22 protein-coding genes are annotated in these 22,363 nt (G+C 69.2%); 15 read left to right on the top strand and 7 right to left on the bottom strand.

The genetic code is table 11. The features are described from left to right. Positions 1-250: 250 nt before the first annotated feature. Positions 251-955 (top strand): hypothetical protein, encoded by a 705-nt coding sequence (locus JGU66_33070; GenBank protein MBJ6765611.1) that lies wholly within the window; start codon positions 251-253, stop codon positions 953-955. 24 nt (positions 956-979) lie between these two features. Then, positions 980-1,936 carry a hypothetical protein gene (locus tag JGU66_33065; GenBank protein ID MBJ6765610.1) on the top strand — a complete coding sequence of 319 codons (957 nt, stop codon included), beginning with the start codon at positions 980-982 and terminating at the stop codon, positions 1,934-1,936. Here JGU66_33065 and JGU66_33060 read toward each other — a convergent pair. Beyond that, the gene (locus tag JGU66_33060; protein ID MBJ6765609.1) at positions 1,930-2,373 is read right to left on the bottom strand and encodes a hypothetical protein; all 444 of its coding nucleotides are present in this window, start codon (positions 2,371-2,373) and stop codon (positions 1,930-1,932) included. The two genes, JGU66_33065 and JGU66_33060, sit on opposite strands and share 7 nt — an antisense overlap. A gap of 247 nt (positions 2,374-2,620) precedes the next feature. On the opposite strand from JGU66_33060, the gene JGU66_33055 reads away from it, so the two are divergent. After that, a complete protein-coding gene (locus tag JGU66_33055; GenBank protein ID MBJ6765608.1) occupies positions 2,621-5,146 on the top strand; it encodes a protein kinase in 2,526 nt (841 codons plus the stop codon). A 37-nt stretch (positions 5,147-5,183) separates the two neighbouring features. On the opposite strand, the gene JGU66_33050 is transcribed toward JGU66_33055, so the two are convergent. Further along, positions 5,184-5,384 carry a hypothetical protein gene (locus tag JGU66_33050; GenBank protein ID MBJ6765607.1) on the bottom strand — a complete coding sequence of 67 codons (201 nt, stop codon included), beginning with the start codon at positions 5,382-5,384 and terminating at the stop codon, positions 5,184-5,186. Positions 5,385-5,614: 230 nt separating this feature from the next. On the opposite strand from JGU66_33050, the gene JGU66_33045 reads away from it, so the two are divergent. Together JGU66_33045 and JGU66_33040 are read left to right on the top strand one after the other, a co-directional pair. Further along, positions 5,615-5,890 (top strand): hypothetical protein, encoded by a 276-nt coding sequence (locus JGU66_33045; GenBank protein ID MBJ6765606.1) that lies wholly within the window; start codon positions 5,615-5,617, stop codon positions 5,888-5,890. Between the two features lie 66 nt (positions 5,891-5,956). Next, positions 5,957-6,682, top strand: coding sequence for a PHP domain-containing protein (locus JGU66_33040; GenBank protein MBJ6765605.1), 726 nt, complete (start codon positions 5,957-5,959; stop codon positions 6,680-6,682). 4 nt (positions 6,683-6,686) lie between these two features. On the opposite strand, the gene JGU66_33035 is transcribed toward JGU66_33040, so the two are convergent. The 4 genes from JGU66_33035 to JGU66_33020 all read right to left on the bottom strand — a co-directional run bounded on the left by JGU66_33035 (position 6,687) and on the right by JGU66_33020 (position 9,313). Further along, positions 6,687-7,433 carry a hypothetical protein gene (locus tag JGU66_33035; protein MBJ6765604.1) on the bottom strand — a complete coding sequence of 249 codons (747 nt, stop codon included), beginning with the start codon at positions 7,431-7,433 and terminating at the stop codon, positions 6,687-6,689. Positions 7,434-7,479: 46 nt separating this feature from the next. After that, a complete protein-coding gene (locus tag JGU66_33030) occupies positions 7,480-7,677 on the bottom strand; it encodes a hypothetical protein (protein ID MBJ6765603.1) in 198 nt (65 codons plus the stop codon). A gap of 70 nt (positions 7,678-7,747) precedes the next feature. Continuing rightward, entirely contained in the window at positions 7,748-8,089 is a 342-nt protein-coding gene (locus JGU66_33025) for a zinc ribbon domain-containing protein (protein MBJ6765602.1), read from the bottom strand. A gap of 12 nt (positions 8,090-8,101) precedes the next feature. Beyond that, positions 8,102-9,313 carry a hypothetical protein gene (locus JGU66_33020; protein ID MBJ6765601.1) on the bottom strand — a complete coding sequence of 404 codons (1,212 nt, stop codon included), beginning with the start codon at positions 9,311-9,313 and terminating at the stop codon, positions 8,102-8,104. Positions 9,314-9,695: 382 nt separating this feature from the next. Between JGU66_33020 and JGU66_33015 the strand changes: the two genes are divergently transcribed. The 5 genes from JGU66_33015 to JGU66_32995 all read left to right on the top strand — a co-directional run bounded on the left by JGU66_33015 (position 9,696) and on the right by JGU66_32995 (position 14,013). Beyond that, on the top strand, positions 9,696-10,175 hold the full coding sequence (locus JGU66_33015; protein MBJ6765600.1) for a transcriptional repressor: 480 nt from the start codon (positions 9,696-9,698) through the stop codon (positions 10,173-10,175). Next, complete coding sequence (locus tag JGU66_33010; GenBank protein MBJ6765599.1) at positions 10,172-10,690, top strand: TlpA family protein disulfide reductase; 519 nt, start codon at positions 10,172-10,174, stop codon at positions 10,688-10,690. Before JGU66_33015 ends, JGU66_33010 begins: the two co-directional genes overlap by 4 nt. A gap of 83 nt (positions 10,691-10,773) precedes the next feature. Further along, on the top strand, positions 10,774-11,055 hold the full coding sequence (locus JGU66_33005; protein MBJ6765598.1) for a septum formation initiator family protein: 282 nt from the start codon (positions 10,774-10,776) through the stop codon (positions 11,053-11,055). Then, complete coding sequence (locus JGU66_33000) at positions 11,052-13,217, top strand: diguanylate cyclase (GenBank protein MBJ6765597.1); 2,166 nt, start codon at positions 11,052-11,054, stop codon at positions 13,215-13,217. The genes JGU66_33005 and JGU66_33000 overlap by 4 nt, the downstream gene beginning before the upstream one ends. Continuing rightward, a complete protein-coding gene (locus JGU66_32995) occupies positions 13,147-14,013 on the top strand; it encodes a class I SAM-dependent methyltransferase (GenBank protein MBJ6765596.1) in 867 nt (288 codons plus the stop codon). The genes JGU66_33000 and JGU66_32995 overlap by 71 nt, the downstream gene beginning before the upstream one ends. A gap of 10 nt (positions 14,014-14,023) precedes the next feature. Here JGU66_32995 and JGU66_32990 read toward each other — a convergent pair whose 3' ends face one another. Continuing rightward, entirely contained in the window at positions 14,024-15,733 is a 1,710-nt protein-coding gene (locus tag JGU66_32990; GenBank protein MBJ6765595.1) for an HAD-IG family 5'-nucleotidase, read from the bottom strand. A 389-nt stretch (positions 15,734-16,122) separates the two neighbouring features. Between JGU66_32990 and JGU66_32985 the strand changes: the two genes are divergently transcribed. Genes JGU66_32985 through JGU66_32965 form a run of 5 tightly spaced genes read left to right on the top strand, consistent with a single transcriptional unit; the run spans position 16,123 to position 22,358 of the window. Then, entirely contained in the window at positions 16,123-18,150 is a 2,028-nt protein-coding gene (locus JGU66_32985) for a serine/threonine protein kinase (protein MBJ6765594.1), read from the top strand. A gap of 2 nt (positions 18,151-18,152) precedes the next feature. Beyond that, on the top strand, positions 18,153-18,812 hold the full coding sequence (locus JGU66_32980; GenBank protein ID MBJ6765593.1) for a response regulator transcription factor: 660 nt from the start codon (positions 18,153-18,155) through the stop codon (positions 18,810-18,812). A 26-nt stretch (positions 18,813-18,838) separates the two neighbouring features. After that, positions 18,839-20,155 (top strand): insulinase family protein, encoded by a 1,317-nt coding sequence (locus JGU66_32975; protein ID MBJ6765592.1) that lies wholly within the window; start codon positions 18,839-18,841, stop codon positions 20,153-20,155. Positions 20,156-20,184: 29 nt separating this feature from the next. Further along, positions 20,185-21,666 (top strand): insulinase family protein, encoded by a 1,482-nt coding sequence (locus tag JGU66_32970; GenBank protein ID MBJ6765591.1) that lies wholly within the window; start codon positions 20,185-20,187, stop codon positions 21,664-21,666. After that, positions 21,663-22,358, top strand: coding sequence for an RNA pseudouridine synthase (locus JGU66_32965; protein ID MBJ6765590.1), 696 nt, complete (start codon positions 21,663-21,665; stop codon positions 22,356-22,358). Before JGU66_32970 ends, JGU66_32965 begins: the two co-directional genes overlap by 4 nt. The last annotated feature ends 5 nt before the right edge of the window (positions 22,359-22,363 follow it).

The following is a 22,363-nucleotide window of genomic DNA, read 5'->3' as shown; positions in this document are numbered from 1 at the left end:
GGGTACCGCATGCTCCGTCGGATGTTCCCGAGGCATCCGGCCCTCATGGGATGGCCCCGTGCGGTTGCGTCGTGGGCCGTGACGGCTCACCTTTTGATGGAGTCCCGCCCGGCAGTGGGATGCACCGGGGGAGACTCGACAAAGGGAGGGGACCTCTCACGTCGAACCGTACAGAGGGGTGACCTGCGGGGAACAGTCCTCACTGGGTAGGTTGGAGAACGAGGGCTCCTCGGCCTACGCTCTTCGGCCCATGAAGGCGATGCTCGTGTCCCTGCTTCTCCTCGGCGCAGCGCCGCGCGAGTCCGCACCGGCGCTGCCCCCCGAGGCTCTCGCGGCCCCACCGCTGGTGGATGAGTCGCCCACCGCGTGGTCCTGCACCATCGACACGCTCCGCTCCGGCAAGGAGTGTGTCTTCGAGGCCGACATCAAGGTCGGCGCGCCGAACGCGCAGCAGGACGCCGCCAACATCCAGTTGCTCAAGGATGCGTCGCGCGCCCTCTGTGGTGAGGCCATTCGTGTCGCACGGGACGGCCAGTCCGACGCGACCCTCACGGCCGTCTGCGAGCGCAACTACGCGCGCGTCGTCGGGCAGTGTGGACTCGACGGCGTGTCGCCCGTGGTGGACGCCCAGGGGCGCTTCGCTCCAGGCGCGCGCGCTTGCTACCGCGCGCTGTCCTCCGTGCTCCAGGAGGTTCAGCTCATGGCGGCCGTGGCCTCGCCGTGTTGCGAGTGCGCCGCGCGCAGTGGCTGCCCTGGCACGGGAGACCGCTGCTACGCGGACGTGTCCCATCAGCAGTCTTCGCCCGCGGCGCTCGCGTGTCTGGACACGCGCTGCCATGACGTGTGCTCGATGATGTTGCCGCCCGCTGCTTCCATTCCTCGCGCGGCGCCCGCTCCAGCGGCGGGACGTGCTCCCCAGAAGGCGGCGGAGCGCGCGGGCTCGGCCTCGCTCTAGGCCACTTTCCTTTCGAGGTGCACGATGTCCCGCTTCCCGAGAACCGCCTTGGCCGCGCTGGGCGCGCTCACCCTGGGGTGTGGCGCGTCCCATACCCATTCGCTCCGCGCCGACGCGTCGGCGGCTCCGCCCGCGGAGTCGCGCCGGATGCCCGCGTTGGTTCCTCCCGCGGAGCCGGCTCCCTCCGTCAGCGACCCCAAGGCGTTCGTCGCCCGCTTTCCCACCCCGGGAATGTGTGAGGCCGCGGCTCGGCGCCTCCAGGCCACCTCCCGTGATGATGCGTGGGCCGCGCTCAAGGCCTGCATCGAGCTGACGCCCTTCACGCAGCTCTCCGTGCTGCTGGGGCGTCCCTGGTCCGACGAGCTGCTCGTGCGCCCCGACGGCGCCGACCTCATCGCGCGCGTGGTGGCTCAGCGCGGCGGGGTGGTGGACGGAGAGCTGCGGACGCTCAGCGACCACAAGGTCCCCATCTTCTCATTGGCATCCGCCGTCTCGCGTCCAGACACGTACAAGGGACGCTACGTGCTGCTGCGCGCGCAGGTCGCGGATCAACGGGCGGCGGGTGAGCGCCCCACCGTGTGGCTGGTCGAGCACGCCTTGGAGTCAGCGCCGTCGAACCAGGACCTCGGCGTCAGCTATCGCGTGGACTCGGACCGCACCACGTCGGGTGACGTGGCGGGGCGAACTGAGCTCACGGGTGATGGGCACGTGGGCGGTGCGTTGTCCACGCGTGAGCGGGTCAGTCACTCGGCCAGCGTGAAGCGCTACGACAACATCTCCGACGAGACGGGACGCGAGGCGCTGGGACGACTGTCCGCGCCGGATCCGTTCCTGGAGCCACGTCGCGACTACGTCATCCTCGCGCGCTTCGATGGAATGCGCTTGATGGCGGGTTCCGCCAGCGATGACGAGGAGGGCACCGGCATCCCGGTGCTCACCATCGTCAGCTACCACCTGCCGCAGGCGCTGGCTGTCTACTGACTCGCGCCCGCGGTGGGATGATCCGTCGCGGGAGTGCCGGGGTAGATCTCCACTTCATCGGCGAGCCACTCGCCCTGTTCCTCGTCGTAGAGCGTGTGGACCTGGGCACCTGGCTGCAGCTGTGAGAGCTGCACGGGGTGCCCATCGAGAACGAAGCGCGTGCTGGGCCCGACGACGAAGGGCCGCTCGACGCCGTCGATGTCCTCCGCGGAGAAGCCTGAGCCCCCGGTGGCGGTGACCGTGCCCAGGAACTCCAGTTCCGCGGCGCCGCTTCGGCCAGGCGCGAGCAGGTCTTCCCAGGGGAGTGTTTGCGCCATCGCATGCCGCGTGCCTCTCGCTCCCTCCGTGGTGTCTCCGACCGAGCCCTGTCGCGTACAGGCCGCGCCTGTCATTCCCACGGCCACGGCGACCAGCAATGTCCACCCCGACGACCTCATGGCGCTTGCTCCTCCGGTGCATGCGAAAGATGGGAGGGGGAGGGTGGGAGACAATCCGACCGGGAGGCGCGCCGCCCCGTTCCGGGCGAACGCGAGGAGCAGGCAGCCCCGCGCCGCGCTCAGTGTTGACGGGAAGACATTCCAACCACCCTCATGGCCCGCATCTGGACTCGCTGGTTCGGAATGGAAGTCTTTAGTTACCTGAAAGACTCGGATGTCTCCGGACATGCCGCTATCGTCCCGAGGAATGGCAAGCACGCAGCGGGATCGGTTTGGCCGGTACGAGCTGGTGTCGCGGATTGGCCGTGGGGGCATGGCCGAGACCTGGCAGGCGCGATTGATGGGCGCCGCGGGCGTCACCAAGTCGGTGCTGATCAAGAAGGTGCTTCAGGAGTACGCCACCGACGACGCGTTCACCTCCATGTTCATCAGCGAGGCGCGCATCTCCGCGACGCTCTCGCACGGCAACATCGCGCAGGTCTTCGACTTCGGCGAAGTGGATGGCGAGTACTTCCTGGCCATGGAGTTCGTGGATGGCCAGCCGCTCAATCGCATCCTCAAGCGCGCGTTCCACACGGGGCTGACCGCCATTCCCGCGCCCATCGCGACCTTCATCGCGATGGAGATGTGCCGAGGCCTGCACTACGCGCACATGCGAACGGAGGAGAACGGCGCGCCGCTGGGCATCGTCCACCGCGACATCTCCCCCGACAACGTGCTCGTCAGCTTCGAGGGGCAGGTGAAGATCGTCGACTTCGGCATCGCGAAGGCGCGCTCGCTGAGTTCGGTGAACACCGCGCCCGGCGTGGTGAAGGGCAAGTACCTGTTCTTCTCGCCCGAGCAGGCACGCGGCGAAGACGTCGATGGGCGCACCGATGTGTGGGCCACGGGCGTGGTCCTCTACGAGATGCTGTGTGGCCGGCTGCCGCTCGCCGGGCCGGAGTACGTGGTGATGCCTCGCATTGTCGCGGGGCAGTTCCCGCGTCCCCGCGAGCTGCGTCCGGACCTGCCCGTGGCGCTGGAGCGCATCCTGATGCGCGCGCTGGCCGTGGACTGGGAGGAGCGCTACCCGTCGTGCCATGAGTTCGCGGATGCGCTGGCGGGGTTCCTCTACTCGGCCGCGCCGCGCTTCTCGGCCATGCATCTGGCCCATCTGCTGCGCATGCTGTTTCGCGAAGAACTCTCCGTGATCGGCCGCGACACCCGGGTGCCGCCCGCGTTCGAAGAGGAGCTGTCGCTCTGGCGCTCCACCGCGCCGCCGAAGCCGCTGCTATCCGCGCCGCTTGCCGCGCGTCCCACCACGGATCGGGAGGTCGCGCAGGTCCTCGGCGCGGAGCCGCTCGCCGACACGGCATCTCTCGCCGCAGCGTCTCGAACCCTGGAGCCTGCGCAGTGGCGGTGGCTCTGGCTGGGCGCGGGGCTGGTCATGGTCGTCCTGCTGGGCGTGGCGGGAATTTTCTTCGGAGCACATGAGGCCGCCGCGCCGCCACCCGAGACGCGACCTGATGAGCCTCGGCCCATCGAACCGCCTCCTGCTCCCGACCCGCGCGCGCTCCTCCTGCCCGGGAACGTGGCGCCCGTGCCTGTGGCAGCCGCTGCTGGGACTCCTGTCGATGCCGCGGCCCCCAGCGCCCCTAGCCCGAGGCCCGAGGACACGGACACGAAGATCGAGGAGACGGACACGTTGACGTGGCCCGCGAACAGCATTCGCCTCGACGCTCAGCGCCACTTGCTGCTCGTGTCCCCGGCGAAGGCCGCCGTCAAGGTCCTCAATGCGGAGACGCGCTATGAGTTGTCGGAAAGCGCGTCGGAGTCCTTGCGGGCCGCGGAGTCGTCACCGCTCATCTACTTCCTGAAGGGCCCCAACGTGGCCGCGGATGACGCCGTGGGGGAACTCTCCTTCGAGCCCGTCGACATCAAAGGCGCCTCCATGTTGTACGTCTTCACCCTCGCGCCCGAGGTCGACCGCGTCACCAAATCCAAGGACACCCCCATCTGGCAGGTGGGGCCGGTCAAGGTCGCCAAGGATCGGAACGTCGACATCCAGGACACCGAGACTCGACGCAAGGTCCGTCTTCGGGTGCAGCCCAGTTGGATGAACGTGACGTACCACCGCGCCTTGTCGGTCGAGGGACTCTCTCCCACCGCGACGTTCCGCCTGAAGTTCGAGCCCGTGGGACGCGGTGCCTTCACGCATGGCCGCTGGAAGGGGACCACGCAGATGATCGGCTGCGTGGAAGCGCCGCCGCGCGCAGAGGAGGCCAACGCCAAGCCCATACCGAAGCCCCGCGTCCTCCTGCTTCATGAGGGGCGCACGAGCGACATCTCGGGCGTGAGCGCCCTGCGCTGCGGCGTCATCGATGATGACGCCTCCGACAACAGGGGGAGCGTGATGCTGCACCTGGAGAAGGTCGTCCCCGCGGCGGACAAGCCGAGCGTGAGTCGGGGCAGGGGAGACGGGACGGTGCGCACCGCCTCATTCGGGCCCGCGCCGACGGAGATCCAGGAACTCCTCGAGGAGGGCCACGACCTCGTCCGCGCGAAGGAGTACTCGCTGGCGAATTCCGTGGCGAAGGACTGCGCGCAGAAGGCCCCGAACAACGCGGACTGCCAGCTCTTGCTCGGCCTCTCGTACTGCCAACTCAAGAACCTGGACGAGGGGATACGCCACTACCAGCGGTTCCTGGACCTCGCGCCCGCGAACCACCCGAAGCGCGGGTGGGTCAAGGCGCAGCTCTCATGGGCCGGGGTGATGACGGGGCGCAGGCTCTGATGCATGCCGGGCCCAGAACGTGCGCCCGGCTCCAGGACTACGGCTGCTGCTGACCCTTCGCGTGCTTGTAGAACAGCACCATCGTGTAGCAGTGGAACTCGTTGTCGGAAGACTGGCACACGACGCGATCCACGATCTCCAGATCCGCGTTGCTCTTGAGCCAGCGGGTGACGTTCTCACCCAGCTCCTCCCGCTCCTTGGCCTTGGTGGCAGAGAACACCTTCACGCCCGTGAACATCGCCTGCCACTCCTTGTGCGGTGGTGAGAAAAGGCTGACCGAGGCTTATCGCACACGCCGTTCACAGGTGTCAAAAAGCCGGCTTCCTGGAACGTGGCGGTTTGGGGGGCGAAGGGCGGGGGTGTGCAGGGCGCCGAGCGTGCCTAGATTTCCCCAGTCGTACCCGGTTCGGGTGGGGCGGCGCGGCGCACGGAAGCACCGCGCGGGGGCGGGGGCGAAGGGGGAAGGCCGTGGACGTGAAGACCAAGAAGGACCTGGCGGTGGATTTCATCAACACCATCCGGACGATGGATCCGGGCGCGCTCAACGCCCTGATCGTCAAGGAGGCGGGGGAGGAACTGGCCCAGTTCTTCCTGAACTACAGCGCCAACCTCATCTCCAAGGACCCGGCCCGGGTACTGGAGAACACTTCCTCGCTGATGCTGATGGGCTACCTCATTCGCACCTACGAGGAGAAGAACACCCAGGCCAAGCAGGGCTCCTTCCAGGCCTACGCCTTCGCCTGAACCGAGGGGCAGCGCGCACGCGGCAGGCTCGACAGCTCCCAGGGAGCCTGTTAGGGAGCGGCGCCCATGCTCATCGACCTGCACGCCCATTCCCATCTGTCCAAGGGTTGCGAGTTGGATCCGCGCGCCGTGCTGGAGCGAGCGGCGCTGTTCGGACTGGATGGGGTGGCGTTCACCGAGACGAACACCCAGGACGGGTGCGACGAGCTGTTCGACATGGCGGCCAAGTCGAAGCTCAAGATCTTCGTCGGGCTGGAGTTGGTGACGGACCGAGGACAGTACCTGTGCTTCTTCCCGAAGCCGGAGCTGGTCCCCGAGCCCGTGCAGCTGTGGGGCAGCAACCGCGAGAAGCCCTGGAGCGCCGCCGAGTGTCTGCCCAAGGTGAAGTCGCTCGGGGCCGCCATCGTCGCGGCGCGGCCGTATGACCGCGACGTCCCCAACCCCGCCATGGACTTCATCCGCTCGCTCAACGTGCTGAGCGCGGTGGAGGGCTACAACGCCAAGGTGAAGCAGACGGCCAACGATCTGGCCGTCGAGGCCGCCGAGGCCCTCAAGCTGCCCTGCGTGGGCGGCAGCGACGCGCGCGGCTCGCTGGACGAAGTCGGCCGCGGCGCCACGTTCTTCAAGCGCGACATCCAGACGCAGGCGCAACTCGTCCAGGAGCTGCTCAAGGGCGATTACTGGCCGGTGATGGCCGGAGAGCTTCCCCGCCTCACGCGCCCGGGCGAGGCCCAGGCCGCGCGCAAGTCCGGTGGCGGAGGCGGCAAGCGCCGCCAGCAGCGCCGTCGCTAGGCTCTCACGGCAGCAGCGACTTCCCCGCCTCCTCGGCGCTCACCAATCGGCCGTCGGAGAGGCTCGCCACGCGGCGCCGTGAGGGCCACGTCCACGCCTCGAGGCGAGCGGTTCCCTCCATCGAGCGGCGCACAGTCTCAGGCGGGCCCCAGGCCATCCGCACCGCGTCCGCGGGCATGGCCGCCACCAGGCGCTTCTCGCGCACGGCCTCCCTCACCAGCGTCGGCAGGGCGTCCAGCTCGGGCTTCAGCGGGCGCGGGGACAGGTACTTCTCCAGCTCGGCGCGGAAGTCCTCCGGCTTGTCGAGCTGCGGCGGCAGCACCAGGACGAGCGGCGGGCCGTTGGGGGCCCCCTCCACCTCCAGGTACACCCACGGCCACGTGCGCGGCGAGTACAGGACGCGCTCCGTGACGACCCAGGCCGTGGGGAACTCCACCTTGCTGATTCGCACGCGCGCCCCAGCGGGCACCGTGGCCTGGACGGGGCCCGGCGAGATGGGCTTGCCCTGGGTGTCGTTGAGGTACTCCACGTCCTCGGGCGAGTAGGGCGTCAGCAGGCGCCGGGACGCATCGCCGAAGAAGGGCGTGACGTAGCTGGAGACGCGCAGGTACTGCTCCGCGTCCACGCCCGTGAGGCGGTGCTCCAGCGCCGAGCGATCCTCGGGGGACATCCGCGTGTACGACGCGCAGCCCGTTCCCAGGAGCAGCGCGAGGGCGAGGAGAGAAGGTCGAAAGGAGCGGGCTGTCGGCATGGCACCTCCGCGCGAGGACAAGGGAGCGCGAGAGGTCTGCTTTAGCTCACCGCGCCGCGTGCGTCAGTGCCGCCGTGGAGGTGGTCGGCTTGCCTCGGCAACCTCGCTGCGGCGGGCAGACGGGGCCTCGGCCCTGCAGGTCCGGCACGAGGAGGAAGCGACCGAGTCCCCGGGCGTCCGTCAGCTCCGGGTGACCGCACAGCGCGCAGTGGCGAGGGGGGCGACTGGAGGGAGGAAAGGGCACGCCTCCAGTCTGGGGCCCTCCGCGGGGCCTCGCGAGTTTTCCGCCAGGCCCTACACGGAGGTCCACCTGCCTACGTCTTGGGAGTGGACGACGTCGCCGCGGGAGCGGCGGGGGCCGCCGAGGACGACGCGCTGCTGCCCGAGTCACCACCGCCGCTGCTCGTCGACGTGGAAGACGACGAGGTGGATGACGAAGAAGACGAGGAGGAGGAACTCCCGTCCTTCTTGGTGGAGCCGTACAGGTCGGCGTACCAGCCGCCACCCTTGAGCACGAAGCTGGAGCGGCTGACCACACGGCTCAGCGAGCCGGCGGCGCCGCACGCGGTGCAGGCCTCGGGAGTTGGATCCGAGATCTTCTGCAGCACGTCGATGGTCTTTCCACAGCTCTGGCAGGAGTACTCGTAGATAGGCATGTTGCGTCCTCGTCAGGGCGAAGAGTGGGGAGTGCCGGGCATGAGTTGCTTGCGCAGCGACTCACTCATTCCCAGGCGCTCGAAGGCGCGGGTGACCAGCTCGCCCGGGGCGCCATGCTTGCGGCCCACGGCCTCGGCGAGCGAGTGGAGATCCTCGGCGTCGGGCAGCTGGTCGCGCACCAGCCGCTCCAGCTCCTTGCGGAGCGTGTCGGTGAAGCGCTTCTTGATGCCCAGGTCCACCAGGTACTTGTCCCGGCCGAGGAGATCCAACCGCTGGGTGAGGTGGGAAGAGGTCGACAGGGCCTCGCGCCGGAAGCGCTCGCGCACCATCTCCACTTCCTCCGTCAACAGCAGCGCGGCCGTCAGCCGCTGAAGCTCATGCGGGCTCAACCCGAGCGCCCAGGCCACGCGGCCCGAGGCGCCGCGGTGCGTGGAGTAGGCCTCGATGAGGTTGCCCTTCTCCTTGGCTTCCAGGATGGCCATGAGGCCGTGGTCCCGGAGGACGTTCTCCATGTCCACCTGGGTCAGCTCGCCGCGCGAGCCGTTGAACCGGTGAGAGAGCGTCTTCAGGAGCGAGAAGCGGTGCTCCGCCGCGGCGATCGCCTCCTCCAGGAGGGCCTTGCCCTCCATGCGCGTCAGCTCGAGGAACGCGATGCGCGGGGCCTCCACGCGGGTGAACCGACCGCGCGGACGGGGCAGGTCCTTCTTGGGGAAGGCGCTCTCGCCCGGCTCGTCCTCGATGGCCGGGAGGGCCTCGGGCTCCGGCGCGGTGCGCTTGCGCGGCGCGATGCGATCCGCCACCGAGACGTCCGGCTTGCGCGCCGCCTCGTCGGGATCGCCCGCGGGCACGGGCCGGGGCGCGGGGATCGCGAAGGTGGGCGCCTGCGGGGCCGGGGCGGGCGGAGGCGTCTTCTCCTCACGCACGCGCGCCAGCTCCTGCACGACGTCGTAGTAACCGCAGGACTGGCGCTGAGCGGCCACACCCACGGCGGTGCCTCCGAGGATGTCCACCACGGCGAAGGGCCCCAGCGGGGTCGTCTCCGGGTCGACGTCGGTCAGTGCGCGGACGCGGAAGTCATCCTCGTTCGCCAGGAGAGCAAGCGCCTCGCGAACATCGGCCGCGGAAGCGGGGGCCTTCGCCCGTCGGCAATAGTCCGACACGGCGACCGCCACGGGGGTAGGGACATCATCGGGCTGTCGTCTTCTCTGCCAGGGGCTGGTCATGGAAAGTAGCGGAAAATTGCTCGTTTACGAGGGCGGTTGCCTCTATCTTCGCCGCCAGACAGGTGTCAATGAGCCAGTCCGACCTCAACATAAACAGCCAGCGGACCGCGCAAGCCCTCGGCGGGGGCTTGCGGACGTTCGTGCGACCGGCCGCGCCGGCCGCGTGGCCCCCCGGCGGCCGGGGGAAGACATCCTGCGTACAACACTCCGGGTCGCCATTTCCTTCGGCGTCTGGGGCATCCTTCCATGAAAGGTCCCCCCTCGCGCGGAGCAGGGCATGCCGTTACAACGGGAACTCTCGGTCGGGGGGCGCCCGGCCGCTCCCCGAGGAGGCTCGATGCACGCTGGCACCCGTGGGGCGATTGAAGGCTCGCAGATGACCATGACTCACCCCGGACACGAGAACGACGAGAACAAGGACGAGGTGCTGGCCCGCTACATGGCCCAGCATGGCCTCAAGAGCACGCGCCAGCGCAGCCTCATCATCGACACCTTCTTCTCTGTGGGGGGGCACCTGTCCGTCGAGGAGCTGTGGAACAAGGTCCGTGAGCAGGACGCCAAGGTCTCGGTGGCCACCGTCTACCGGACCATGAAGCTGCTCAACGAGTGTGGGCTGGCCCACGCGCGCAACTTCGGGGACGGCCAGACGCGCTACGAGGCCGCGGCCGGCCGCGAGCACCACGATCACCTCATCTGCACCCGCTGCGGGACGATCGTCGAGTTCGAGAACGACCGCATCGAGGCCATGCAGGACGCAGTCGCGCGCAAGCACGGCTTCTCGGTGACGTCGCACAAGATGGAGCTGTACGGCCTCTGTCGTAACTGCCAGAGCGGGGGCCTGGGCCCGAAGACGGAGGCATGACGGGCATGCGGCGCGCGCTGGCGTGTGCACTGGCCGGGCTGCTGCTCACGGCGTGTCACCTGCGCGCCAAGCCCGTGGATGCGGGGCCCGCCTTCATCCAAGCGCTGGCCCTGCCATCGGTGGGGCCCACCCGGTACGACTACCGCAACCTGTCCGGCAAGGTCGTCCTGGTCTCCTTCTTCGCGACCTGGTGCTTCCCGTGCCTGGCGGAGATGCCCACGCTGGAGGCGCTGCAGAAGCAGTACGGCCCGCAGGGCTTCCAGGTGGTGGCGGTGGGCATGGACCTGGAGGAAGCCAAGGTCCTGGCGCCGTTCGCGGACCACTACGCGCTGAACTACCCGGTGCTCGTCTCGGATGAGTACATGCGCGCCGGGCAGACGGCGTACGGCCCCATCCGGGCGCTGCCCAGCACCGTGCTGCTCGACAAGTGGGGCAGGGCGGTGGCCGCGTGGCAGGGCATCGAGGGCCAGGCCGAGGTGGCCAAGGCCATCGAGAAGCTGCTGCGCCAGGACTGAGCGTCCGCGCGCTCCCAGGTTGCTACAGGGCTGGAGCGGTTTTCTTGCGGGTGAGGGGACCGCTGGTACCTTCGCCAGCGTTCATGACGGCGCGGCGGAAACTCCTGGCGGTGGCGGCGATGGTGGCGGTGGCCTTGAGCCTCGCCTCGGTGGCGGATGCCAAGGGCTTCCGTCGTTACCTGTCCCTGCGTCAGGACGTCGAGTCGCTGCGGGAGCGCAACCGGACCCTGGCCACGCAGAACGAGGTCCTCCGGCAGGAGATCAACGCCCTGCGCAAGGACCCCGTCGCGCTGGAGCGGGCGGTGCGCGAGGAGCTTGGCTATGTGAAGCCGGGCGAGATCGTCTTCCATCTGGAGTCGCCATGACCTCGCTTCCCGCGGTGCCCTCGCCTGGAAAGCTGCTGCGTCAACTCGTGCGGACGATTCCGGTGGCGGCCGCGCTGGCCACCTTCGTCCACCTGGCGCGCGGAGGCTTCCGAGGCCTCCAGACGCTGGGGTGGACCGAGGCCGCGCTGGTGGGCGTGCTGCTCGTGGGAATCGCGATGGCCGCGTGGCGGCGGGCGATGCGCGGCGCGGTGGGCGCGGTCATCGACCTGCGCGATGACCTGGAGCTGGGCGGTGGCCTCATCTCCGCGGCCTTCATCGTCGTGGCCATCGGCGGCGCCGAGCTGTTCCCCATCGTCTACCTGCTGATGGCGTTCCTGGTGGCGTTCCTGCCGCGCAACGCGGGGCTCACGCTCCTGGGCGTGGCGCTCGTGTTCGACGGGCTGGTGGTGACGCTGGCCGGGCCCGTGCCCAACCTCATGGGCTTCGCCACGCACGCGACGTTCCTCGCGCTGTTCGCGGGCCTCTACCACCTGGTGCTGGCGGCGCGCATCGCGGTGTCCCGCCGGGCCGAGAACGACGCGGTGCAGAAGCGCATCCGCGAAGTCGAGGAGCGCGCGCGCACGTTCCGCCTGGTCAGCTCCGGCACGCAGGACAGCTTCAGCGGGATGAACTCGGACGAGAAGTGGCTCGTCGCCTCGGTGAAGGAGATCGAAGGCGCGGTGCAGGCCGCCCTGGAGATCGCCGAGACGAGCCTCCGCACGCACACGTGCGCCGCGTTCCTCCTCACCTCCGATGACCGGAGCCTGAAGCTCTACGACTGCCGCTCGGGCTCCGAGCGCGTGCACCGCGAGAAGTTCAACGCGGGCGAGGGTGTCATCGGCGGCGTGCTCAAGCGCCGGGCGCCGGTGCGGATGAATTCGCCGCAGGGGCTCAAGGGCGTCACCTACTACGAGAGCGGCGGCCCCTCGGTGCAGGCGCTGCTCGCGGTCCCCATCCTGGAGGGCAGCGGGCTGGTGCGCGGCGTGCTCGTGGCGGACAAGCTGAGCAACGAGCCGTTCAGCGATCAGGACGAGAAGCTGCTCTCCACCATCGCGGGCGAGGTGCTGCGGTCCATCGAGGTCGAGCGGGTGATGAGCTACATCCGCAAGACGCGCGATGAGAAGGACCGATTCTTCCGCGCCATCGAGGAGCTGAACCGCGCGGGCAGCCCGGATCAGGTGTTCGTGGCGGTGCTGGAGAGCACGCGACAGCTCGCGGGCCTCGATTTCTGCGCGGTGACGCTCGTGTCCGAGCAGGACGGCAAACGGGTGCACCGCGTGGCCCGGATGACGGGCGTGACGGCGCAGGGCAAGGCGCTGGAAGGCCGCACGTTCGTGGACAACAACGGGCTCGTCGCCAACGTGGTGCGCTACGGCGCGCCGCTGCCGGGCCGCGACATCAAGGCGATGGACCGCCAGGTCATCTTCGATGACGAGACGCAGATCCGCGGACTCGGCGCCCTGAAGATCTTCCCGCTGGTGGCGGGCGACCGCATCCTGGGCACGCTGGTCGCGGGCTCGCGCAAGAAGTCCGTCTTCGATCAGGACGTCCTGCGGATGATCGAGGTCATCGCCATCCAGGCCGCGCAGGCGGTGTTGCGCGCCCAGCTCTACGAGCAGATGGAGCGGATGGCGACGACGGACGGACTCACCGGTCTGCTCAACCACCGCACCTTCCAGTCGCGGGCGGACGAGATCCTCGCGCAGGCCCGCCGCTACCAGCGCAAGTGCTCCATCGTCCTCACGGACGTGGACCACTTCAAGAGCGTCAACGACACCTACGGCCACCCGACGGGCGACCTCGTCCTCAAGGGCGTGGCGCGCATCATCAAGTCGATGGCGCGAGACACCGACGTGGTGGCGCGCTACGGCGGTGAGGAGTTCGTCCTCATCATGCCAGAGACGGACGTGCCGGGCGCCAAGGCCATCGCCGAGCGCATCCGCGAGGCCGTCATGGCCGAGGTCTTCCAGACCGAGATGGGGCCGCTCAAGGTCACGATGTCGCTGGGCGTGTCCACGTTCCCCGACAACGGCCTGGAGAAGCAGCAGCTCATCGATTTGGCGGACCAGTGCCTCTACCACTCGAAGCGCAATGGCCGGAACCAGTCCGTCACCGTCGCGCAGATGCAGGGTGGCCGGAAGCTGCAGGCCGTGGAGTCGTGAGCTTCACCGTGGCGGTTCGCGCGTGATTCCCCTGGCGGTCACCACCAGCGCGAAGAAGGACGCGGAGCTGGAGCGCGATGCTCGCGCCGTGGCTCGTCGCTGGGGTCTCCCGTTCCTGCCGCGCAAGCCCAAGGAGGGCATCGCGCCCTGGCTGGGTACGAAGGCCGCGGCGATCCTCGTGGTCGGCGGCGACGGCGTGACGCTGTGGGAGCCCGAGGGCACCTTCGGCTTCCATGCCGGCATGGCGCACCTGCGGCGGATGCGCTTTCGCGAGGGGGCGCGGGACGATGCCTTCGTGCGCTCGGCCGAGCTTCGCCCCGGCGATGCGGTGTTGGACTGCACCTTGGGGCTCGGGCAGGACGCGCTGATGGCGTCGCTCGCGGTGGGGCCCACGGGGCGGGTGGTGGGCCTGGAGAAGAGTCCGGCCTTGTGCGTCGTCGCGGGCGAAGGGCTTCGGCGCTATCCGCGTGGCGAAGACTCGTGCGCCATCGACGTGCTGAACGTGGACGCCCACGCGTACCTGAAGACCCAGCCGTCGGGCGCGTTCGACGTCGTGTTCTTCGATCCGATGTTCGCGAAGCCGAAGAAGGCCCAGCCCGCGTTCGAGGTGCTGCGGCGTTTCGCGGACCACTCGCCGCTGACGCCCGAAGCCCTGGAGGAGGGGAGGCGCGTCGCACGACGGTGGGTGGTGGTGAAGGGCGCCAAGCACTCGGATGACCTACAGAAGCTGGGCCTCACGCCCGAGCCCGGCTCCCGCTACACGGACGTCATCTGGGGCCGCGTGGCCGCGCGCTGAAGCGCCCGGCCTACTCCCGTCCCGAGCCCTTGGGCGGGCCCTCGCTCCCCAGCGGGGACATCTTGCTGGACAGCGCGCCGGCCCGCTCGTGCGCCATCTGATCTCGCGGCGAGCGGTAGTACTGGATGGGCGAGTGGTGCAGGAAGTTCGACACGCGGCTCGTGTAGAGACACGCGTACTGCTCCACCTGATAGCCGAACCGGCTGTTCTCGTTGCCCTCCTTGAAGAGCAAGCCCCAGTACGGATTGAAGCCCTCTTCGACGTCGCGCTCCAGGGTGTCCGCGATCTCGGTGGAGGACTTCAGGGCGCGGCGCAGCTTCTCCAGCTCGGCCTTGGTTGCGCGGCGCTCCTCCTCCACGCTCGCTCGCGCGTCGCCCTCCAGGCCCTCGCGCTCCAGCTTCCGCTCCAGGGTGTTCAACCGCGACTTGTGGTGGCTCACCTCGTCGTCGAGTCGCGCGCGGGTGACCTCGACTTCGGACAGGGTGTTGATCTCCACCTGTCGCGAGTCCGTATAGGAGATCTCGTCCTCGATCTCCTGGACGACCATGCACGTGCGCCACAGCGACGACTTCTTGGACTTGAGGATGTCGCCGTAGATGTGGTCGCCCACGTAGAGGATGTTCTCGCCCCGGTGCCCGGTGAAGTCCTCGAACTGCGCCAGGTTTCCGCCCGAGTAGACGGCGCCGCGCTCCAGGCTCGTGGCCTCGCGCAGGGGGCGGCCCTCCTCGGTGGACGAGTCCAGCTCCAGGAACGGCTTGTTCTCGGTGAAGAACGAGGGCTTGCGCGCGCTCGTCACGACGAAGTCGAAGTAGTTGCGCCAGCTCGGATACTCGGGGAGCTGCCCTTCCAGCAGGTAGCGCATCACCGCGTCCGTGTAGTCCCACGCCGAGTTCGTCAGCAGGAACAGCCGCTTGCCGCCCGAGCGAAGCTTGTGCAGCGCGGGCCCCAGCTCTGGATCCAGGAAGACGTAGCGCCCCAGGTCCTTGCGCACCTCGCGCTTGAGCGAGTTGTCGCGGTGGACCGTGTCGATGGCCTCGCGGATGTCGTCGTAGAGCTTGCCGTAGTCCACGCGCTGCCCGAGCGACTCCAGCAGCTCGATGATGCCCGAGTAGAGGTACGTCTCCGGCAGGGCGAACAGCGTGTCGTTCCAGGCGAACTGCGGATTGCGCAGCCGCACCCGCTTGTAGCGGTACAGCTCGCGCCAGACGGACGGCTGGAGCGGACGCAGGCCGTGATAGGCCCGACCCACGTGGCCGAACCGGTCCATCTTCAGGATGTTCCCGTTGACGCGGTCCACGGCGAGCCCGCGCATGACGAAGTGATGATCGTAGAGCAGGTGGCCGATGACGGGCGGATAGCCGTACTCGGTCATCAGCTTCGCCAGCGTCATGTCATACGAGAGCTGCTCCAGCCGGCGCATGTGGTAGATGGCCAGCGTGTAGTCCATGTCGAAGCCGACGAGCTCGATGCTGGACATGCGCAGGTTGCGGTTGACGAAGATCTCCCGCGCGCGCGGCACCACTTCGCGTCGCTCGCGCGGCGTGGTCAGCAGGCGGCCGAGCCCCTCATCGGTGAGAAGCTCCTGGGCCCGGCGCGCGGCGTCCTCAGCGCGATCGCGGCTCAAGGAGGAACGGAAGCTGCCGTGCAGCGGATCCTCGGAGGGTCCGCCAGGGATGGGGTTCGCGAGAGGGCGGGTCGGTGACACGGGATCGCTAGACATAACACGCGCCCCGACGCGCGCGACGTCTCCTTGCCGGCCTCGGAGGGAGCATGGCACGCTCTCGAACTTAAGATGCGCTCCCCCGTCCGACGCCAGACCTCGGTGCCCGCCGAGGAGGTCCATGCGCGCTTGTCCGCGCGGATCGCCGCGCTCGAGGACCGGGTGCGTCGCCTCGAGGCCCGACTCCGGGCCTCCGCCCCACGTCCCGTCACGCGCGCGACCACCGCCTCGCGCACCGCGACCGCGAAGCCTGTCGCAGCCGAACGCGCCAGGCCACGCTGCCCGGGTTGCACCCTGGAACTTCCCAGGGGACGACGCGGGGAGTCCTGTGTGTGGTGCGGGTTCGTCTTCTCCGCCGTGCGTCGGCGCCAGCCCTCGCGAAAGAAGTCATGAGCGCCTCCTATCGTCTTGTGGGCCGCGTCGAGTCCGGCGACCTCGCGGAACTCTACGACGCCCTCCAGCTCCCCGCGGGCGAAGTCGCGGTGAAGCTGTTCCACCCCAAGACGTCGGATCCCGCCTACGCGAGAGACCTCGCGGACACGACGCGCGCGCTCCAGCCGGTGCGCCACCCCGGCATCCTGCACGTGCTGGACATGGGCTTCGTGAAGCAGCGGCTCGCGGTGGTGCGCCAGGACGTGGACGGCGCCACGCTGGGCGTCGCGCTCCAGCGCCTCAACACGAAGGAGGTGCTGCTTCCCACGCCCGTGGCACTCCACATCGTCATCCAGCTCCTGGATGCGGTGCAGCTCGCGCACGAGGCTGGGGTCGTCCACGGCGCGCTCACCCCGGGCAATCTGCTGCTGTCTCGCGAGGGACTTCCGGCTGTCTGTGACTTCGGCGCGCTGAAGGCCTTGCTCGCCGTGCCGCAGCTCAAGAAGAGCTTCGCGAACCGCGGGCGCAGCGCCTACCGCGCGCTGGAGGTGTCGCGCGGCGAGGCGCCAACCGCGCAGTCGGACATCTACTCGCTGGGGGCCGTGGCGTACGAGCTGCTGACCCTGCGCGAGGCCGTGGTGCCGGGCAGCGGGGTCAGCACCCGGCGCGAGTCACTGCCGCCGCCCAGTCGATTGGATCGCCGTCTCAACGCGCGCATGGATCCCATCATCATGCGCGCGTTGGATCCCACGCCGCAGCGTCGGTTCCGCTCGTGCGGAGAGTTCGCTGGCGCGCTCCGCAACTTCCTGTCCGCGAGCGGTGGAATGCCGGGCCCGGAGGACGTGCGCCGGTTCGTCGGCGAGCTGTTCCCCAACGAGGTGAGCGTGGCCACGCTGGGGCCCGTGCCTTTCGCTGACGACTTCACGCTCCTGCCTGTGTCCGGCGCCGAGGTGGAGTCCCTGCACGCCGAGGAGCTGGAGGCCTCCGTCGTCCAGCGCGCGCCGTACAGCCGCTCCCTCACCGACATGGAGGCCGTCGCCGAGACCCAGGAGGCGTCTCCGATGTTCGAGGAGTACCGCCCCCAGGACTTCGAGCCGCAGGAAGACGCGCCCATCGGCTCGTTGACCCATGCGGGAACGGCGCCCGTGGCAGAGGGGGAGGGGACCGCCTTCGAGAGCCCAGAGGTCATCGCACAAGCCTGGGACGCTCCGCCCGGTGCGGCGCCCGCGAAGTCTCGCCGCCCGCACCATGGTGCCTCCGGCGCCGTGTCCGCCAAGCCCGCGCAGCGCAATCCGCGCGTGAAGGTCATCGAGGACTTCGCCGAGCCGTTGCCTCCGGAAGACGACGACGAGCCGTCCATCTTCAGCCGGCGCGCCGCGGCCCTCGCCGCCGCTCGTGCAGGACCGCCGCGCGGCGCCGACGCGAAGGCCCGCAGCGACATCGCGCTGCCTCCGCCGTCCAGCGTCTCCAACCCCATCGTGGGAAAGCGCCTGGCCACCGAGGAGTTCGCGATGGCCCGGGCCGCGGAGCGACGGGCTCGCCTGCGCGTGTTCGTGCTCTCCGCGTCCATGATTGGCGCCTGCGTCGTGGCGATCGGCGCGTGGCGCATGAGCAATCGCACGCCCTCGGGTGGAAGCGCGCTGGATGAGCGCCCGCCCATGATTCGCCGCGCGCCCACGCCTGCGCCGCCCAATCCTCCTCCGGATGGTGAGTTCCGCAATCCGAGCGCCCTGCGCCCCATCACCGCGACCCCGCCCGTCGCCGTGCCGATGCCCGCCGAGGATGACGGGGGCGACGCCGAGGACGCGGCGACGCGAGCTCAGCGGGGCTACCTGTCCCTGCACACCAACGTGCCCGCCACGGTGTACATCGACGGCATTCGCCTCAATCGGCGCACGCCGTTGGTCCGCTACCCGGTGAAGGTGGGCTCGCGACACATCCGCGTGGTGGCCAACGGAACGGGCGAGGACAAATCGTTCGATCTGCGCTTCACGCGCGGGCAGCACCAGAAGTTGGAGGAGCACTTCCAGTCCCCGAGGCGATGACCATGGAACGCACCCGCATCTTCGTCGTCGAGGATCAACCGCAGCTCTTGAAGAACCTGGTGAAGGTGCTGGGCACCTTTCCGGAGCTGGAGGTCGTGGGCACGTCGCAAGACGGCGAACAGGCGGTGGAGGACATCGTCCGGGAGCGCCCGCAGCTCGTGCTGCTGGACCTGGAGCTGCCCGGCCTGCACGGCATCCAGGTCACCCAGAAGGTGAAGCGCCGCGCGCCCGAGGTGGAGATCCTCATCCTCACGTCGTTCGAGGACGAGCAGAAGGTCTACGAGGCCATCCAGGCGGGCGCCTCGGGCTACCTCGTCAAGCGCGTGGGGCCGGAGAAGATCCGCTCGGGCATCCAGGAGGTGATGGAGGGTGGCACCGTGCTGGAGCCCATCATCGCGCGGAAGTTCTGGAACTACTTCCACTCCGTCCAGGCGAAGCCCACGGCGTCCAAGCCCGAGAACCCCTGGGGCCTGACGCCCAAGGAGTTCGAGGTCCTTCGCTTCGTGGCCAAGGGGCTGTCCAACGCCGAGGTGGGGCAGGTGATGACGATGGAGCGGCGCACGGTGCGCACGCACCTGTCGCATATCTACCGGAAGATGGGCGTCAACTCCCATGTGGAGGCCGTGGTGATGGCCCTGCGTATCGGGGCCGTGGATCTCTAGACACGGCATGTATACGGTGGGGGCCTATGTCCAAGGCATCCCCGCGGTCCTCCGCCGCGCGCGCGGTGGACCCCGCTCTCCAGTCCCTCTTCGATGTCCATGAGGCAACGCTTCCCAACGGCCTCAAGGTCCGCCTGCTGGCGAACCATCAGGCCCCGGTGGTCAGCCTCTACACCTTCTTCCAGGTGGGCAGCCGCAATGAGCGCCCCGGCATCACCGGCATCAGCCACCTGTTCGAGCACATGATGTTCAACGGGGCCAAGAAGTACGGCCCCAAGATGTTCGACAAGACGCTGGAGTCCAACGGCGGCCGCTCGAACGCGTACACGTCCAATGACATGACCGTGTACTACGACGACTTCTCCGCGGACGCGCTGGAGACGGTCCTCGACCTGGAGTCGGATCGCATGCGCTCGCTGCGCATCTCCGACACCACGCTCGCCAGCGAGCGCCAGGTCGTCATGGAGGAGCGCCGCGTCCGCGTGGACAACGACATCCCCGGGATGATGGACGAGGAGCTGGGCACGCTCGTCTACAAGGCGCACGCGTACCGCTGGCCCGTCATCGGCTGGATGGCGGACATCGAGGCCATCACCCGGCAGGACTGCGAGGCGTACTTCCGCACGTACTACGCCCCCAACAACGCGGTGCTCTACATCGTCGGGGACATCGATCCGAAGAAGACGCTGGCGCTCGTGCGCCGCTACTACGGAGACATCCCCCGCGGCCCCGCGCCGGCGCCCGTGCTCAACGCCGAGCCGGCACAGAAGGGCGAGCGCCGCGCCGTCGTGCACCACCCCGCGCAGTCCCCGTCCGTGATGATCGGCTTCCATGGCCCGTCCGCGCGCGACGAGGACACGCGCGTCCTGGACGTGGTCCAGTACGTCCTCACCAAGGGCGAGGGCAGCCGGCTCGTGAAGTCGCTCGTCTACGAGAAGAAGGAAGCCGTCTCGGTGATGCTCGACTGGAGCTGGCGCATCGACCCGGGGACCATCCTCTTCTACCTGGAGCTGAAGCCGGACTCGGATCCCGCCAAGGTGGAGGGGCTGCTCTACGCGGAACTCGAGCGGCTGGCGCGCGAGGGCGTCACCGAGCGCGAGCTTCAGAAGGCGAAGAACAACCTGCGCTCGGATCACGTGCGCGAGCTGGCCACCAACAGTGGTCGCGGGCACGCGCTCGGACACTATGAGGCGCTGCTGGGCGACTGGCGCGAGGGCCTGGCCCTCCCGTCGTACTACGCGTCCGTGACGAACGAGCAGGTGATGGCCGCCGCCGCGAAGTACTTCGCGCCCGAGCGCCGCTCCGTGGTGACGCTCGTCCCCGAGGCCGAGGACGACGCGTGAGCCGCCCAACCCAAGGAAAGTCCCCGCGAATGGCCTCCCGAAAGACCGCCACCTCGAAGAAGCCCGCCCGGAAGGCCGCGAAGTTCGCGCGCCGGAGCGCCGCCGTGCCCTCGCGTCCGACCCGCGGCGCCGCGAAGAAGGCCCCGGCTCGGAAGTCCGCGCCGAAGAAGGCCACGCAGCCGGCCACCACGGGCTTGCTCAAGCTGCCCGCGCTCCACGAGAGCATCACGTCCAGCGGCCTGAAGGTCATCGCGGCCGAGCGCGGGCCTCTGCCGCTCGTGTCGATGCGCCTGGTGATGCGCGCGGGCAGCGCGGTGGATCCAGTGGGCAAGGCCGGACTCGCGGACTTCACCGCCCGCCTGCTGCGCCGAGGCACCGCGCGGATGAGCGCGGATGAACTCGACGAGGCCATCGAGTTCGTCGGCGCCAGCGTCTCCACGGGCGTGAGCGAGGACTCGTTCTCCGTCTACGTCACGACGCCCGCGGAGCACTTCTCGGCGATGATGGCGGTGCTCGGCCAGATTGTTCGCGAGCCCTCGTTTCCCCAGTCGGAGGTGGACGACGCGCGCGACCGCGCCCTGGCCCAGTTCGCCAACGACCTGGATGACCCGTCCGTCATCGCCGACCGCGCGTTCTCGCAGGCGCTCTGGGGTGACCACCCCTACGGGCACGACGTGGGCGGATCCGCGCGAAGCGTGGGCACGTTCACCCGGGACGACGTGGTGCGCTTCCACCGCGAGCACCTGGGCCCCAAGGTCGCGATGCTCGTGGTGGTGGGCGCGCTCGTCCCGGAGACGGTGGCCGCCGAGGCGGAGCAGGCCTTCGCGGACTGGACCGGAGGACCGGACTCCGCGCCGGTCGTGCCCCCGGTGGAGGCCGTGGCCCGCGCGGGACAGGTCCTGCTGGTGGACAAGCCGGATCAGACCCAGTCCCAGGTGCGCCTGGGCGGCCCGGGCTTCCGGATGGGCCACCCGGACTACTTCCCCGCGACGGCGATGAACATCGCGCTGGGCGGTGGCTTCACGTCGCGCCTGATGAACGAGATCCGCGTCAATCGCGGCCTCACCTACGGCGTCAGCTCGTGGTTCGATCCGATGAACGCCGGCGGCACGTTCGCGGTGACGACCTTCACCAAGACGGCCTCCACGCGCGAGATCATCGACGTGGCGCTCGCGGAGGTGGGGGGCGTTCGGCAGAAGGGCCTGAAGCCCCGAGAGCTGCAGGACGGCCAGAACTACCTGGCGGGCCTGTATCCGCTGCGCACCGAGACGAACGAGTCCATCGCGTCGATCATCTCCGACATCCGGATGCACGGGCTGGGAGACGACTGGGTGGAGAAGTTCCGCGACCGCTTGCGCGCGGTGACACCGCAGCAGGTGGCCGCCGCGGCCAAGAAGTACTGCTTCGCGGAGGCGCCCCTCATCGTCGTGCTGGGCAAGGCCGCCGAGGTCAAGCCGCTCCTCGAAGGACTCGGCCCCATCACGGTGGTGTCCGCGTCGGAGTACGAGTGACCGACGTCCGCATCCTCTTCGAGGGCGGCGGGGTGCTCGTGGTGGACAAGCCCGCGGGAGTCGTCGTCATCCCCGGGCGCGACGGCGGTCCCTCCCTGCGCGAGTCGCTGGAGGGCCGCCTCGGTCGCAAGGTCTTCGTGGTGCACCGGTTGGATCGGGACACCTCGGGCGCGCTCGTGTTCGCGCTGGACGCGGGCGTGCACCGCGCGCTGTCGCAAGCCTTCGAGTCCGGCAAGGTGCGCAAGCGCTACGTGGCGCTGGTGGAGGGCCGCGTCGAATCACCTCGCATGGTGGACGCGCCGCTCATCGCCGGGCGCAAGGGCCGCATGCGCGTCGCGCGTCCGGAGGAGCCGGAGGGGAAGCCCTCGCGGACTCGCATCCGGCCGGTGGAGACGTTCGCGCGGGCCTCGTTCGTAGAGGCCGAGCCGCTCACGGGCAGGACGCACCAGATTCGCGTGCACCTGCTTGCGCAAGGGTATCCGTTGTTGGTGGATCACCAATACGGACGCGAGGCGCCCCTCACCGCAGCGGACCTGGGAGGGGAGGGCGGCGACGTCGTCATGGCCCGCACGCCGCTTCATGCCGCGCGGGTGGAGTGGCCGGAGCTGCCTGGCGTGGCCGCTCGCGCGGTGGAGGCCCCGCTCGCGGACGACATGGCCCAGGCGTTGGTGCTGCTGCGTCGCGCCGGTTGAGGCGG

It is taken from the genome of Myxococcaceae bacterium JPH2, assembly GCA_016458225.1.
Lineage (GTDB): Bacteria > Myxococcota > Myxococcia > Myxococcales > Myxococcaceae > Citreicoccus.
Note: the sequence above shows the minus strand (reverse complement) of the source record. Positions and strands in the feature narration are given on the sequence as shown.